The organism is Chitinophaga silvisoli, assembly GCF_003412465.1.
GTDB classification, from domain to species: Bacteria; Bacteroidota; Bacteroidia; order Chitinophagales; family Chitinophagaceae; genus Chitinophaga; species Chitinophaga silvisoli.
This window is the reverse complement of sequence record NZ_QTJV01000012.1, coordinates 20,776-36,824: the sequence shown is the minus strand read 5'-3', so window position 1 is coordinate 36,824 and position 16,049 is coordinate 20,776. Positions and strand designations below refer to the sequence as shown.

Sequence of the window (16,049 nt, the reverse complement as noted above, 5' to 3'; positions counted from 1 at the left end):
GAATATGGTCTGTAATGCAGCATGGACAATGGTTAACAATCATGCTGCCGTGGTTATTACGAATATACGAATGTATTCCAAATAAAAAATTAATTTTGAAAAAAATGCCATGGACCAATCGCTTCGACTCGCACTTCAACAATACCAACATCTTTGGAAACATGATTCATTCCCTCCCAAAACCATACTTCTCAAAGAAGGAGAGATCGCGCGCAAAGTTTACTTAATCAAAAAAGGATGTATCCGCACCTGGTTCAACCACGATGGCAAAGACATCAGTTTTCAATTCTTTTTCGAAGGGGAAGCCTTCTCCTCTATCGAATCATTCAACAAGCAAACACCCAGCCCCTACTCTATTGAAACTATCGAACAAACAGATGTTCGCTGGCTCCTCCCTGAAGACCTGCAGCAAATGCGCCAGCACCCTCTCATCAATACTTTCCTCATGGACCGCGCCATTGACCGGCAGGCAGCATTTATCCAACACTTCTTTTCCTTCCTCCGCGACACCCCCAAACAACGTTATCAAAACCTTCTTGCAGAGCGACCACAAGTAATACAGCGTGTTCCTTTGCAGTATATTGCATCTTATCTGGGGATTACACAGGTATCACTCAGCAGGATCAGGGCGCAAATCAAATAACCTGCTTTTTAACAATCGTTAAATTTTACCTCCGGACATCCCCTCATCTTTGTTCTCTAAAAAATAATCGCCATGCAAATAATCCCCGTTTTCCGTGTCTTTGATTACAACAAAACCATTGAATTTTATGTCAACTGGCTGGGATGTACGATCACCTGGGAACATCGCCCGGAAAACAGTCCTTTTTACTTACGCATGTCCCTCCGTGGCCTCCCCTTCGACCTCTCCGAACATCATGGAGAATGCTCCCCCGGTGCCCGGTTCTCTATTTCAGATTTCGAAGGATTGCAAAAATATCACGAAGAACTCTTAGCCAAAAATTACCCTTATAACCGCCCCGGCCTGGAACGGGTAGAATGGGCCTCCGATACTCTCGAGATGATCGTGACCGACCCCTTCTCCAACCGCATTTTCTTCAATGAAAAAGTAAAGGATTTTAATACCATCAGCCCCTCCGCTATCGCCCTCCTGTTCACAAAGTCGCACACCCGCATTCCTTTTATGAAAGAAGCCGCCAAATTACTCCATGCACTACCGGATGATACCGAAAAGACTCCTATGTTCTACGCCAGAGTTCAGCATTTTGAAAACAGGTACTACAGCATCGATCAAATGCTTGCACCTACCGGCATTACCAATATCCTGGAACTCTCTTCCGGCTACTCTTTCAGAGGCCTGGATATGGCTGGTAATAAAGCTGTGCACTTTATTGATACTGATCTCGAAGATGTGATCAGCAGGAAACAACAATTTGTCAATCAATTGCAGCAGGGACCGCTGAAAGGCCATCTACAATTAGCCCCACTCAATGCACTGGATGATACACAATTTGAAAGAATCATCAATTCCTTCCCCGAAGGTCCCATTGCTATTGTCAATGAAGGCTTACTGATGTACCTGAATATGGAAGAAAAGAAACAGCTGGCAGGCAATATCCATAAAGCCCTAAAAGAAAGAGGCGGTTGCTGGATTACTGCCGACATCTACATTCCTTCTCCTCTCGATGGCAGACAGGCATATACCCAGCGGCAGCAAAGATTTCTCAACTTCCATAAAGTAGAAGAAAATAAATTCGCCTCCTTCCAAGCAGCAGAAGAATTTTTCACTGAAGCTGGTTTCATTATCACGAAAAACACACCCAATGAAATGATTTTTCGTGACACCTGGCTCTTAAGTACAAAATAATCTACCCGATTCTCCGTTTAATTAGGCATGTAGCAGAATTTCCCTCACCATAAAATCTGAAAAACCATGAAAACCATGCCTATGCTGCTGTGGGCAGCCCTGTTATCGCTATGCTTCAGCTGTAACAAACGAGAATCCTCCATTACCTTAAAAGCCAGTGGATTATCCGTAGCCAACACCTCTCCCGCCGGAGATGTCGTAGGCAAAATAGTCGTAGGCTACCAGGGCTGGTTTGCCTGTACAGGAGATGGCTCTCCTATCAATGCCTGGTGGCATTATACGCAGGACTGGGCCAAGATTCCATCCGCTACCAACAATGGGATCAAGTCCTGGCCGGATGTCAGGGATTATACCAGCACCTTTCAAACAGGCTGGCCTGCTCTCGGCAACGGTTCGCCTGCTACTTTATTTTCCTCCTACACTGACCAGACTGTGAACACCCACTTTCGCTGGATGCAGGAGAATGATATTGATGCCGCCGCACTGCAACGTTTCAATCCCAATGGGCAGGAAGGTCCTATCCGCGACTCCGTGACTGCAAAGGTGAAACGCGCTGCTGAAACCTATGGCCGTAAATTCTACATCATGTACGATGTGAGCGGATGGACCAATATGCAGTCCGAAATCAAAACCGACTGGCTGGCTAAAATGTCCGCCTATACTTCCTCTTCAGCTTACGCTATGCAAAACGGCAAACCCGTTGTTTGCATCTGGGGCTTTGGTTTTAATGATGACAATCATCCATGGTCTGCCGATATATGCATCGATGTCATAAACTGGTTTAAGAACCAGGGATGTTATGTAATCGGTGGTGTACCTACACACTGGAGAGAAGAGAACAGCGATTCAAGACCTGCATTCCTCAATGCTTACAAAGCCTTCAACATGCTCTCTCCCTGGATGGTCGGAAGAATAGGAAATGCCGGTGAATCCGACAATTTCTTTACGAATGTAAATACGCCCGACCAGGCATTTTGCAACGCAAATGGAATTGACTATCAACCCTGCGTATTGCCCGGTGACCTGCAGGAAAAACAACGCGCCCATGGAGACTTCATGTGGAGACAGTTTTACAATATGATCCGTGTAGGTTGTCAGGGTATTTATATTTCCATGTTCGATGAATACAATGAAGGCAACCAGATCGCCAAGACTGCAGAAAGTGCTGCTTTCATACCTGCCGGATCAGGCTTTGTCACCCTGGATGAAGATGGTGTAGCCTGCTCTGCGGATTACTATTTAAGACTCACCGGCGATGGCGGCCGGATGCTGAAAGGACAAATCAATTTAACTGCTATCCGGCAAACACCTACTCAACCCGGTGGCACAGCTAATAATCCTGTGGGTTTAACTATTACATTGAAAGGTTCTAATAACCTGTATGTGAGTAGTGAAAATGGTACTCAGGCCATGAATTGTAACCGGACCGCTGCAGGTGGCTGGGAATCATTCTTAGTGGTGGACGCAGGTAATGGAAAGATCGCTTTAAAGAACAATGATAAATACGTATCCTCCGAAAACGGATTGCAGCCCATCACCTGCAATCGTAGCACCATTGGCGTATGGGAGCAGTTTGATTGGGTGACCAATGCAGACGGCAGTATTTCATTGAAAGGGAATAATGGCCTGTACATTTCCAGCGAAGATGGATTACAAGCCATGACGTGCAACAGGACGACTGTGGGTGGTTGGGAATCCTTCAGATTAAATCAGTAAATTCGACACTCGCTTATACCGGATAAAAGTATAAGCGAGTGTTTTAAATGGAGGAATATCGCATACCAGTCCCTGCGTCATGGGAACAAGTTTTCACACATTTTTACTATGCTGCCAACCATAGCAATGCACCCGTGCAAAAACAATTGCTGCCTACCTTTTCCTCCATCATGGCCTTTAATTTCGGACCACCCATCCCCTTACAATATGGTAACGAAACTTTTCACCCTATCGAAAGAACACTGGTGATAGGCCCTATCAAACAATCCATGAAATATACCCTGCCACCCGGCAGTAAAATACTGGTAGCTAATTTTAAAGATGATGCCTTTTACAGGTTCTTTGGCAAGCCGCTCCAACATTACCTCACAGACCCGGACAAATTAATACAGACACATTGCTTTGCCGATCTCTGGCAAGAAATACACACCCTTGAAGATCCCGCCGCCCAGGTAGAAAAACTGCTGGACTTCTCAGGTACCTATCTTTGTGAAAGGGATCCTGCAGCTGCTAATATTATTGAAGATGGATTTAATGACAGCCCTAAACAAATAGCCGAAAAAAGCGCACAAAGCGAGAGAACGATCCAGCTAAATTATAAGAAGTACCTGGGCTTCAGTTCAAAGGAAATAAACAGGTACCAGCGCTTTCAGAAGGCAATCGGCCTGCTGGTGCCGGGGCAGGCACCGGATTGGTTTGAAATAATTCATGCCTGCGGCTATTATGATCAAAGTCACCTGATCAAAGACTTTACACATTATCTCGGGGTATCACCACAGGTTTATCTGCAACTGCACGATGTAATGTGTATAGCAGGGAGCTAAAAAAAAGGCACCATCTATAACGATGATGCCTATCCTGAAAATATACTATTGTGCTGCTTTAATACTATTATTCGGTTGGTGATCAGCATACCATTTACCCAGTGTAGTCAGGTTTCCGCTCGCATCTATCAGGGAAGAAGGCCATAAACGGGCACTTGTCGGGGAACTGGAGAACCAGGAATAACGCTGTACATAAGGCAATGAATCGAGCTTAGGCAATAAACGCTGCATAAAACCTAATACCTGATCAGGTGTATACATATTGCCCGCTACAGTAGTAGCATTGTTATCTACGGTTGCAAACTCAGTGATCCAGATCGGCTTATGATATTTATTGTACAAGTCGGACAATACTGACACAAAGTGCGTATCATCTAATCCTACATACATGTGTACGCAAATGAAATCTACACGATAATTCTTTACGATACAGGAATCCAGGAAATCGTAGATCCATTTCTGTGTAGGCCATGCAGCAGCAGGGCTACCCAGTGGCAAACCGATGCTTTCCAGTTTGGGCCAGAGCTCCAGGGCCTTTGCCACCGTCATGTTGGATTGATCGGAAAGATCCGGTTCATTAAAGCCCAGGATGTACTTTACTTTTCCTTCCTTTTTCAGGTTGTTGACATAAGCAATGTTCGCATCTGTGACATTGCCAGCGCCCCAGAACATGGTTACAAATTCAGCGTTCTGCGGTGCCACATCCAGGGGTGCATCTGTACCCCAGGTATAGAACCAGTTGGCTTTCAGTTTCACAATGTTGCCGTTCCAGGTACCATCAGTAGTATAGGTGCTGAAGCAGGCACCTTTTTTACCGTTGGATGTACTGCTGTTTGTTGTGTCATCTTTCTTGCCGCAGGCGAAAAGCAGGGTGAGGGAAAGAATGAGGAGTGAATTGGTTTTCATTAAGTAGGTTACTACAGTGAGTGATTAAAGCACAAAGATATTTATTTTTTATAATATTTCATATATAACACCCGGGAGCTGCTGTGGGTTTTAATAAATTCAACATGATCCAATACCGGTTTTATTGAGTACTTTTAATATAACTTAACAACCTATGAAATTATTCTCCATTGTATTGTTGCTTTTGATAAGCACCAACTGTTATTCACAGCATATTACGGACAAAAACTTCGCTTACCGGAATGGCCTGCAGGAAGCAAATTTTAATGGCAAAAACGGGAAAAATGGTAATAACGGAGCCGGACGATTATTACCTACCCTGTTTAACATGGCCAGACGGGGTGGTAATGGCAAACCAGGTAAGCCCGGCCCCACGCTACAGGTAAAAGTAGCTGCTTTCCCTGATGGCGATTCTTCCATTCTTTTCATTACCATTACCGCAGGAAAGAACAATACGCATAGCTACTATGTGAACCCCCGCTATGGAAAGCTCATTATTTCTGCAAATGGTGGAGATGGCGGTAATGGTGGTGACGGGGAGACAGGTGATAGAACTGGTGAAAAGCGCCCCTATGGCAACAGTGGCGGAGCAGGAGGCAACGGTGCAGACGGAGGTGATGGCGGCACGATCATCGTAACATACGATTCAACTGCATTACCCTACGCTAACTGTAATTGCATCTTCTATAACAACTTCGGTGGCAAAGGTGGTGGATCCGGTGCAGGAGGGCAAGCCTCCGGTACTGTCAGTGCGGACGGCAGCGCAGGTACAAACGGAAGAAATGGAGAATCCGGACCCAATGTGCTCATACAGGGCCCGGATAAAAAAATCATCCAGATCAAATAATCCATCAGTCACTCCACTTCCAGTTACTGATCTCGGGCATGTCTTCCAGGTGTTCCCTGATGTAAGCATCATGCTCTGCGAGTTTCGCTTTAAATAGTTCAAGGACTGCAGTACCCTCAATTCCTTTCACCCGCTTAATCGCCTCCATTGCCAGGTGATAGCGGCTCATGTTATTCAGTACCACCATATCAAATGGTGTAGTAGTGGTTCCTTCTTCCATAAAGCCCCTTACATGGAACCTCACCGGATCCGGTCTTCCATGCACCAGGTCATGTATAATCCGCACATACCCATGGAATGCAAAGATCACAGGCTGTGTATCTGTAAATAAAGCGCTAAAACGCTCCGGTTCCATACCATGTGGATGACTCTCCCTTGGTGATAAGGACATCAGGTCTACCACATTCACCACCCGCACTTTTAATGATGGCAAATGCTTTCGCAGCAACCAGGCCGCTGCCACTGTTTCCAGCGTAGGCACATCTCCCGCACAAGCCAAAACCACATCCGGTTGCCCATCGTCATTATTCCCCGCCCACTCCCACACAGAAGCACCATGTGTACAGTGCTGTATAGCCGAATCCATGTCCAGCCATTGCAATTCAGGCTGCTTACCTGCTACTATCAGGTTCACATAATCACGACTCCGCAAACAGTGATCCAATACCGACAATAAACAATTCGCATCCGGAGGCAGGTAGATCCTGATCACATTACTTTTCTTATTCACCACTGTATCAATAAACCCTGGCCCCTGATGACTGTACCCATTATGATCCTGTCGCCAGCTATGTGAAGTCAACAGGTAATTCAATGAAGCGACTGATTGTCGCCACGGCAATTCCCGGCAGGTCTTCAGCCATTTTGCATGCTGATTAAACATCGAATCAATGATCGTAACAAACGCCTCATAACAGGGAAAGATGCCATGCCTGCCTGTAAGCAAATACCCCTCCAGCCATCCCTGGCAAAGGTGTTCACTCAATACTTCCATTACCCTGCCATCGGCAGACAGATGATCATCCTCCGGCAATATTGTCTCTGCCGTCATGCGGTTCGTCACCTCGAACACCGCTCCCAGCCTGTTACTATTCGTCTCGTCCGGACAGAATAACCTGAAGTTTGTATTAGCTAAAAAAACATCTCTCAGGAGTTTGCCTGCCTCTACCGTCGTTTCTGCCGTTAACTCACCCGGCTTTACTACCGGCAACGCATATCTGCGAAAATCAGGCAAGTCTAGATCTTTGAGCAATTTGCCCCCATTCGCGTAAGGTATCGCACTCATGCGCTTCTCTCCTTCCGGTGGCAAAGCAGCCAGTGAAGCAATCAGCTTACCATCCGCATCAAAGAGCGTTTCAGGATGATAACTTCTTAACCATTCTTCTAATAAAGCTAATTGCGCAGGATCGTTCTTTACATCAGTCAATGGTACCTGGTGCGCTCTGAAAGTACCTTCTATAGCCTTGCCTTTCCACTCTTTTGGCCCCGTCCAGCCTTTCGGCGAGCGCAGGATAATCATAGGCCAGTGCCTTGCAGCTCCCTGCCGGATTTCTGTGATTTGAGCATAGGCCAGATCCAGGGCTCCGGCCATCAAAGCATGCATCTCCATAGGATCATCACCTTCCACAAACAAGACTTCATATCCATGTCCTGCAAATAAATTTTCCAATGCATTATCCGACATCCTCGCCATTACCGTAGGACCTGAGATTTTATAGCCATTCAGATGCAGGATAGGTAAGACTGCTCCATCCCGCCTGGGATTTAGAAACTCCACCGACTTCCAGCTTCCGGCCAAGGGCCCTGTCTCCGCCTCACCGTCTCCCACCACACAAACGGCTATCAGGTCAGGATGATCAAACACGGCTCCAAATGCATGTGCCAGTGAATAACCCAGTTCTCCGCCCTCATGGATGGAACCTGGCGTGTGTGCACTGACGTGACTGGGTATACCGCCGGGTGTAGAGAACTGTCTGAAAAATAAATTTAGCCCTGCCTCATCCTGCGTAATATGCGGATAGATCTCCGAATACGTACCTTCCAGGTAGGCATTCGCCAGCAATGCCGGAGCCCCATGGCCCGGTCCGCAGATGTAAAGCATGCTTGCCTGCGTTTGCCGGATCAGCCGGTTAAGATGTACATAAATAAAGTTCAGGCCGGGAGATGTACCCCAGTGGCCAAGTAGCCTGGGCTTGATGTGTGCTGCCTTTAATGGTTCTTTCAGTAAAGGATTCGCCTGTAAATAAATCTGGCAGGCAGCCAGGTAATTCGTTGCCTCCCAGTAGCGATGCAGTAAATCTAACATATTATATGAAGGTTTGAGTGTGTTGTGCAATCATCAACTCTTCATTGGTTATCATCACACGAACTGTAGCCGTGCTATCGTTGGCTGAAATAATTTCCGCTTTTTCTTCGTTGGCCTTTTCATCTATTACAATGCCCAGGAATTCCAGTCCCTGGCAAATACGACTCCTGATCACGGGTGCATGCTCTCCTATTCCTCCTGTAAAGACCAGTGTATCTACACCTCCCAATACAGCGGCCAGGGCACCAATGGTTTTACGCGCATGATAGCAGAACATCTGAAGTGCCTCCGCTGCATGCGGATGCGAAGCTTCCTGCTCGAGCAACTGCTGTACATCCCCACTTTCGCCTGACACTGCTTTCAAACCTGATGACTTATTCAGCATCTTCGACAATTCACTGCTTGTCATGCCTTTTTCTTCCAACAGGTACAAGAGTACGCCGGGATCCAGGTCCCCCGCTCTCGAGCTCATCATCAATCCACCTGCCGGGGTCATGCCCATAGTGGTGTCTACACTTCTGCCATCCTGTACGGCGGTACAACTGGCTCCATTTCCCAGGTGTGCCACCAGCACCCTGTTGCCCGGAGATAAGGGGAGCAGCTGCTGCATGATACTTTCATAAGACAATCCATGAAAACCATAATGAATCACCCCTTCCTTCCACAATGCCCTCGGCAAAGGATAATACCGTGCTTCAAACGGCATATGCTGGTGGAAGGCAGTATCGAAACAAGCCACCTGCTTTACGGATGGAAACTCAGCCTGTAAGCGGGCTATTACATCCAGCGAAGAGGGCAGATGCAATGGTGCGAGAGGAATGAGTTCTTTTAAAGATTGTATCACATCATCCGACAGGAGTACTGGTTCAAAATGCTTCTCTCCTCCCTGCACAATGCGGTGGCCAATAATCGCCACACGATACTGTTGAAATTGGGTTCGCAATAAGCGAAGTACTTCCTCCACCGCGTCTTTCATATTGGCTGCATCCTTTACATTACCCGATTCAAGTTGTTGTAAGGGCAATGTAGTCGTATACAAGGCGAACTTGAGGCTCGATGATCCACAATTGATCGTCAAAATCGTTTCCATGGTAGAACATGTTAATTACCCAACCGGGTATTCAAATCCACATCCTCAGGATTCTGCACAACCGGCACTTCGACCGCCGCCCGGTTTCCCATAATAGGATTCAGGTAATTGTTGTACACGGCCAGCAGGCCATCTACAACATTGTCCGGCCCTATAATCGGGCTATAGGAAAAGGCGTAGGAAATATCTTCGGCATCCTCTTCTTTTTTCATGAGGAAATAACTGCTTTTTATGAAGGAACCCGCATTTTCAGCTACTGCAGCTGTCGCTACCGGAGCTAATCTAACCCACTCATCCGGCCAGATTTCTGATGCAGGGCGACCCAGTGAATCAGGATGGCCTTTGCCCGCAAAAGGTATGAATGCATCGTTGTAAAGATGTATGAACTGCTCACCCCACCAGATGAACATAGGCTGCACCGAAGTGAGCATAACCCGCACACAGGTGCGTAAATGGAGTGGCCATTTATCAGGAGTACCTATGATATTGTTTTCCCAGGGATAGATGTGCATCATTTGTCCGGTCTCCCCGCCATTGATAAATAATTCTTTTGGGTCCATAGTGTCTTTTACATATCATACTCACTAATCATGCCTAAGCAGGTAGTTGACCGTTAATAATAATTAACATCCTTTTAGGTATTTATTAAGTACTTTAGTCTCTCCTTATTTCATACACCACCATCTCTTCTGCTCACCTCTAAATTTTAACCATATGAAACAGCAGCAGACAGTATTGATTATTGATGATGATGCAGACGACAGGCTCTTTTTGACAGAAGCAATCACAGACGTATCTCCCGGTTCACGTATGCACAGCTGTAACAGCGGTATAGAAGCCCTTGACCTGTTGAGTAAAAAGAAGATCGCTTTGCCTGATTTCATTTTCCTTGACCTGAACATGCCAAAAATGAATGGGAAGGAATGTCTCGTTGAATTGAAAAAGCTCCTGCACCAGACACTCACAAAAATCATTGTCATGAGTACCTCCGATATGAAACGCGATATCGAGGATGCTTTAGCGCTCGGTGCGCATTTATTTTTCACAAAACCCGGAACTTACACAGAATTGTGTAGCCATGTGAAGAAAATAATCTTTTCTAAAACAACTCCGCTCAGTTTCACCCTGAAATAAGGGGTATGGACTCATTTTGAACATATTGCCGCTATTGATCACATCAATATCGCGGGGAAGGTTTATTGCCTTCAATAAAGATTTAACATAAGTCTGGACACGGGCCTTCTATATCCCGTCTTAATTGCTAGAACGTCACTAAAAGATCACCATAAGGGCACCATAAGGTCACCTGTATATCCCCGGGATATTGAAGTGACCTTATGGTGCCCTTATGGTGACCATATGGTGGCCTCTTAGCATCGATTTCTCACTATCGCTTCAATGATAGTTTCTGATAGGAAACCACCTGTACTTTCTCCATTAACCCGAATTGTCCGATCTTTGCGCCTTGAAAAAAGGAGCTAACTATGGAATTCGGAATCAGCACATTTGGAGAAGTTACACCAGACCATGTACCCGGCAGGGCGATGAATGCCCATACCCGGATGCAGGAGTTACTCGCAGAAGCTAAATTATCTGACGAAATAGGATTGGATGTCTTTGCCGTTGGGGAACACCACCGGCCTGATTTTATCATTTCTGCACCAGAAGTGACCCTGGGTGCCATTGCTGCTGTCACCAGCCAGATCCGCCTTTCCAGTTCCGTTACCGTATTGAGTTCTGCTGACCCGGTACGCACTTTTCAGAACTTTGCCACCCTGGACCTCATTTCCAGTGGCAGGGCCGAAATCATGGCCGGCAGGGGCTCATTTATTGAGTCATTTCCCCTGTTTGGCTATCATTTGAATGATTACGATGAGCTGTTCATCGAAAAACTGGACATGCTCACCCAGATAAATAACAATGAAATCCTTAGCTGGAAGGGTAAATACCGGGCACCAATCCGGGAAAGAGGGATCTATCCCCGTCCTTACCAGGATAAATTGCCTATCTGGCTCGCTATCGGCGGTACCCCTGCATCTGCAGCCAGGGCAGGTAGAATGGGCCTGGGAATGACCGTGGCCATACTGGGAGGCATGCCTAAGCAATTCCTAAATATTGTGCAATTGTTCCGCCAGTCAGGCGCTGATGCAGGCCATCAACCCGATGCCCTGCCACTGGCCATCAACAGCCAGATGTATATTGCCGAAGACTCAGCCACTTCCGCCAATGAATTCTGGCCTACTTATGAAATATTGATGAACCGTGTCGGAGAAGAAAGAGGTTGGTCTCCTATCACCCGGGGGCAATTTGAGTATTTACGCTCTCCCGAAGGGCCACTTTTTGTAGGTAGTGTGCAGGAAGTGGTGGACAAAATTATCTATCAAAGTAAACTTTTTAATCATAACCGTTTCCTGGCCCAGATTATTAAAGGCGAGCTTCCGCACGACAAGATGCTGAATTCCATCGAGTTATTCGGTCGCAAAGTGGTACCTGCTGTTCGCCGGCAATTGCAGGCTGAGCTATAAGCAAGGTGCCTTTTATCCTGAATATTCTTGGGAAAAGACAGGGTTATATTTACATTTGTACCTTGTTAGGATCAACGCTATAAACCGGACTAAGCATGTATGACATTTGTTGTATAGGACATATTACATTAGATAAAGTTGTGACTACCCGCTCGGTGGTACATATGCCTGGTGGAACTTCTTTCTATTTCTCCAGTGCCATCCGGAATATGGATGTAAAATATTCAATGGTGACTGCCCTCGCTGAAAAAGAGAGGTACATTGCCGAAGAACTGAGAGCCAAGGGAACTGAAATCGTGGTGCTGCCCAGTGCCAATACCCTTTACTTCGAGAACATTTACTCTGAAAATCAGGACCATAGAACTCAACGCGTGAGTCAGCTGGCAGATCCCTTCACTGCGGAACAGCTGTCTGATATCAACGCCCGCTTCTTTCACCTCGGCCCACTGGTAGCTGATGACATTCCCGTATCCGTGATCCGGGAACTGGCTAAGAAGGGAAAAGTCTCCCTCGACGTGCAGGGTTACCTGCGCAAAGTGGAGAATGAGCAGGTCATCCATATTGACTGGCCGGCTAAAAAAGAAGCCCTTCAATATGTACATATCCTGAAAGCCAACGAATCTGAAATGGAAGTGCTGACCGGCACCAATGATGTACGCAAAGGTGCGATGACCCTGGCCTCCTGGGGCGTAAAAGAGGTGATCATTACCCTGGGGAGCAGAGGATCCGTGGTGTATAAGGATCAGACCTGGTACGACATTCCTGCATACATCCCCACTACTTCGGTAGTAGATGCCACCGGTTGTGGAGATACCTATATGGCAGGCTACCTCTATCAGCGCGTGAATAACGCAAACCCTCAGGATGCAGGAGAGTTCGCCGCAGCAATGGCTACTTTAAAGATCGAAGGTTCAGGGCCTTTTACCGGCAATGCAGATGATGTGACCAGATTCCTGGCTGCCAATCATAGCTATACCTTTTCACTGACGGCTTAATTGTTTCTAAATAATTGATTTAAAGACCCGTTTGCCAAAAAAGCAAACGGGTCTTATTTTTTGTTATAAAATCCCTGTTTACAGTGAGCTTATATATAGCATTATTATCTAAATTCGCCCAATAAACCGAATTCATCTATTAATCTGGCACAATTTTACAGGTCTATATTCCAGATGAATTAAAAACTACGACCATGAAACAGATATTTTTAGCTTTAGCAACATCAGCCGTCTTATTCGCATGTCACAATTCAGCAGACCAGGCGGCCATTGAAGCAGCCAAACAGGAGGCTGTGGATTCAGTAAATACTGCAAACGCTATTAAGCAACAGGTGCTCGACTCCGTGAAAGAGGCCAAGGCTGCTGCACGTGAACACCATGCCGCCGTAGCTGCACAAAACAGCAGCGCTAACAGCTCTGCCAGCAGTTCAACTGCCGCAACCACTACGACTACTACCAAAAAGAAAGGTTGGAGTCATACGGCTAAAGGTGCTGTAGTAGGTGCAGGTGCCGGTGCTATCACAGGTGCTATTATCAATAAAGATCACCTGAAAGGTGCTGCTATCGGTACTGTAATTGGTGCCGGTGTAGGTGCAGGTACTGGTGCTATCGTAGATCACGCCAAGAAGAAAAAAGAGGCTAATCAATAAAACAGAATCATACATTTTGGTCCCGGCTACAGCAATGTGGCCGGGATTTTTTATTAGCAGATATTGCTGAGCGTCCTTATCTTTATCTTCTATGCAACTATCTTTTCGTACATCCCTGCTTTTTACGTTATTATTCCTTGGCTTTAAGGCCATTCCGACTGTAGGTCAGGACAAACAAGCCATTGACGACCTGGTGAAAAGAATCATGCGATCACAGGCCATGCACTTTCAAACCCGCTTTATCCAGCCGGAAAAGGGGCACGATGTGTTTGAACTGGAATCGCAGGGCAATACCATTCTCCTGAAAGGTAGCAATGGTATCAGCATCGCCAGTGCACTTAATTATTACCTGAAAAACTACGCGCATTGCGATATCAGCTGGAATGGCACCAATATGGACCTGCCCAACCCGCTGCCAAAGGTGCCATCGAAAGTGCATAAACGAACTCCTTATCAATATCGTTATTACCTGAACTATTGTACGTTCAACTATACCATGAGCTGGTGGAAATGGGATCGCTGGCAATGGGAGATCGACTGGATGGCGCTGAATGGTGTAAATATGCCACTGGCACTGACCGGGCAGAACTCCGTGTGGAGCCGCGTGTACATGAAAATGGGCTTCACGGACAATGACCTGAATAGTTTCTTCAGCGGCCCCTGCTTCTTTAACTGGTTCTGGATGGGTAACCTGGATGGATGGGGCGGCCCGCTGCCACAGCAGTTTATGAAAGACCAGGAAGACCTGCAGAAGAAGATCCTGGCCAGAGAAAGATCATTGGGAATGAAACCTGTGTTGCCTGCATTTACAGGCCACGTACCACCTGCATTCAAAAAGAAATTCCCGGATGCAAAAGTGAAGAAAACAAACTGGGACGCAGGTTTTGATGATGTATATATCTTAGAGCCGGAAGATCCTTTATTCTCAAAGATCGGGAAGGAATTTATCGAAGAAGAAACAAAGACCTTTGGTACCGATCACTTTTACTCTTCTGATACCTTTAATGAGAACTTACCTCCTACCAACGATTCTACTTACCTGCATACCATCAGTAAGAAGATCTATCAGTCCATGATTGATGCAGATCCTGCAGCTATCTGGGTCATGCAGGGATGGATGTTCCATTACCAGAAAGACTTCTGGCATCCTGCACAGATCAAGGCATTGCTCACCGCAGCACCTGATGACAGGATGATTGTACTTGACCTGTTCAGTGATAACTTCCCTGTATGGAACAGAACAAATGCCTACAATGGTAAACAATGGATCTGGTGTATGCTGCAGAATTTTGGTGGCAATATCGGCATGTATGGCAGAATGGACCATGTAGCCCACGATCCTGCAAATGCCCTGCATGACTCTACCGCCCGTAATTTGGTAGGTATTGGCGTAACTCCTGAGGCTATCGAACAGAACCCTGTCATGTATGCACTGATGATGGATAATGTTTGGAATGATCAGCCGATTGAACTTGATAGCTGGCTGAAAGCCTATGCATGGAGGCGATATGGCAGGCAAAACCCGGATGCGGAAGCAGCATGGGCGATCCTGCATAAAACAGTCTATGATGGTGGCCTTACTGAAGGTACGCCGGAAAGCATCCTCACAGGCCGGCCTACCTTCGATACTGTAGCACACAGAACATTGACACACCTGAATTACGCGCCAGGCAATTTACTGCCCGCATGGGACCACCTGATCACTGCTGCCGATGTATTGAAAGGTAGTGATGGATTCAGATATGATATCGTAGATGTAACAAGACAGGTATTGGCCAATTATGCTGATTCCCTGCAACAGCAGGTAGCAAAAGCCTATAAGGCAAAAGATGCTGAGCATTTTAAGAAATACAGTGAAGCCTTCCTGGTCATGCTGGATGATATGGATCGCTTACTGGCTACCAGGAAAGATTTCCTTTTAGGAAAATGGCTGGCAGATGCAAAGGCCTGGGGAACCAATCAACAGGAAAGAGCACTGTATGAAATGAATGCAAGAGACCTGATTACACTCTGGGGTGATAAAAAGAGTCCATTGCACGAGTATTCTTCCAGGCAATGGTCAGGGCTCATTAAAAACTTTTACAGGGCCAGGTGGCAACAGTTTTTTGACTACGCAGGCGATTGCTTAAAAACAGGGAAAACCATGGATTTAAAGGGCTTTGAAGAGAAGATGGAAGACTGGGAATGGAACTGGGTCAATGCGAAGGAAGTCTACCCGGTTACGACAAGTGGAGATGCGGTAGAAGTGTCCAAAGAAATACACAAAAAATATCGGGATTTGCTACGAAAAGTATACTAATAAAAAAAAGCGTTTGTCAGTCGGCAAACGCTTTTTTTATTTGGGCAGGGGCCTGGAGCCGGCT

14 protein-coding genes are annotated in these 16,049 nt (G+C 46.4%); 10 read left to right on the top strand and 4 right to left on the bottom strand.

Features of this window, described 5'->3' with window-relative positions:
- Positions 1-109 precede the first annotated feature (109 nt).
- The 4 genes from DXN04_RS26465 (at position 110) to DXN04_RS26450 (ending at position 4,368) form a co-directional block, all read left to right on the top strand.
- A complete protein-coding gene (locus DXN04_RS26465; protein ID WP_116856428.1) occupies positions 110-643 on the top strand; it encodes a Crp/Fnr family transcriptional regulator in 534 nt (177 codons plus the stop codon).
- Between the two features lie 72 nt (positions 644-715).
- Complete coding sequence (locus tag DXN04_RS35265; protein WP_116856427.1) at positions 716-1,828, top strand: glyoxalase superfamily protein; 1,113 nt, start codon at positions 716-718, stop codon at positions 1,826-1,828.
- Between the two features lie 66 nt (positions 1,829-1,894).
- Positions 1,895-3,544 carry a lectin gene (locus DXN04_RS26455; protein ID WP_116856426.1) on the top strand — a complete coding sequence of 550 codons (1,650 nt, stop codon included), beginning with the start codon at positions 1,895-1,897 and terminating at the stop codon, positions 3,542-3,544.
- Positions 3,545-3,591: 47 nt separating this feature from the next.
- Complete coding sequence (locus DXN04_RS26450; protein WP_116856425.1) at positions 3,592-4,368, top strand: helix-turn-helix transcriptional regulator; 777 nt, start codon at positions 3,592-3,594, stop codon at positions 4,366-4,368.
- A 45-nt stretch (positions 4,369-4,413) separates the two neighbouring features.
- Here the strand turns inward: DXN04_RS26450 and DXN04_RS26445 are convergent, their stop codons facing one another.
- Complete coding sequence (locus DXN04_RS26445; RefSeq protein ID WP_116856424.1) at positions 4,414-5,274, bottom strand: glycosyl hydrolase; 861 nt, start codon at positions 5,272-5,274, stop codon at positions 4,414-4,416.
- 154 nt (positions 5,275-5,428) lie between these two features.
- Between DXN04_RS26445 and DXN04_RS26440 the strand changes: the two genes are divergently transcribed.
- Positions 5,429-6,121, top strand: a complete 693-nt coding sequence (locus tag DXN04_RS26440; protein ID WP_116856423.1) for a hypothetical protein — start codon at positions 5,429-5,431, stop codon at positions 6,119-6,121.
- Between the two features lie 4 nt (positions 6,122-6,125).
- Here DXN04_RS26440 and DXN04_RS26435 read toward each other — a convergent pair whose 3' ends face one another.
- The 3 genes from DXN04_RS26435 to DXN04_RS26425 are packed head-to-tail and all read right to left on the bottom strand — an operon-like array spanning position 6,126 to position 10,076.
- Positions 6,126-8,426 carry a phosphoketolase family protein gene (locus DXN04_RS26435; protein ID WP_116856422.1) on the bottom strand — a complete coding sequence of 767 codons (2,301 nt, stop codon included), beginning with the start codon at positions 8,424-8,426 and terminating at the stop codon, positions 6,126-6,128.
- Between the two features lies 1 nt (position 8,427).
- Positions 8,428-9,516, bottom strand: a complete 1,089-nt coding sequence (locus DXN04_RS26430; RefSeq protein ID WP_116856421.1) for an acetate/propionate family kinase — start codon at positions 9,514-9,516, stop codon at positions 8,428-8,430.
- Between the two features lie 11 nt (positions 9,517-9,527).
- Positions 9,528-10,076 carry a hypothetical protein gene (locus DXN04_RS26425; RefSeq protein ID WP_116856420.1) on the bottom strand — a complete coding sequence of 183 codons (549 nt, stop codon included), beginning with the start codon at positions 10,074-10,076 and terminating at the stop codon, positions 9,528-9,530.
- Between the two features lie 154 nt (positions 10,077-10,230).
- Between DXN04_RS26425 and DXN04_RS26420 the strand changes: the two genes are divergently transcribed.
- The 5 genes from DXN04_RS26420 (at position 10,231) to DXN04_RS26400 (ending at position 15,985) form a co-directional block, all read left to right on the top strand.
- On the top strand, positions 10,231-10,650 hold the full coding sequence (locus tag DXN04_RS26420; RefSeq protein WP_116856419.1) for a response regulator: 420 nt from the start codon (positions 10,231-10,233) through the stop codon (positions 10,648-10,650).
- A gap of 350 nt (positions 10,651-11,000) precedes the next feature.
- Positions 11,001-12,041 (top strand): LLM class flavin-dependent oxidoreductase, encoded by a 1,041-nt coding sequence (locus DXN04_RS26415; RefSeq protein WP_116856418.1) that lies wholly within the window; start codon positions 11,001-11,003, stop codon positions 12,039-12,041.
- Positions 12,042-12,136: 95 nt separating this feature from the next.
- Complete coding sequence (locus DXN04_RS26410) at positions 12,137-13,036, top strand: PfkB family carbohydrate kinase (protein ID WP_116856417.1); 900 nt, start codon at positions 12,137-12,139, stop codon at positions 13,034-13,036.
- Positions 13,037-13,230: 194 nt separating this feature from the next.
- Complete coding sequence (locus DXN04_RS26405; RefSeq protein ID WP_116856416.1) at positions 13,231-13,686, top strand: YMGG-like glycine zipper-containing protein; 456 nt, start codon at positions 13,231-13,233, stop codon at positions 13,684-13,686.
- Positions 13,687-13,777: 91 nt separating this feature from the next.
- Positions 13,778-15,985 carry an alpha-N-acetylglucosaminidase gene (locus DXN04_RS26400; RefSeq protein WP_116856415.1) on the top strand — a complete coding sequence of 736 codons (2,208 nt, stop codon included), beginning with the start codon at positions 13,778-13,780 and terminating at the stop codon, positions 15,983-15,985.
- Positions 15,986-16,049: the final 64 nt, after the last annotated feature.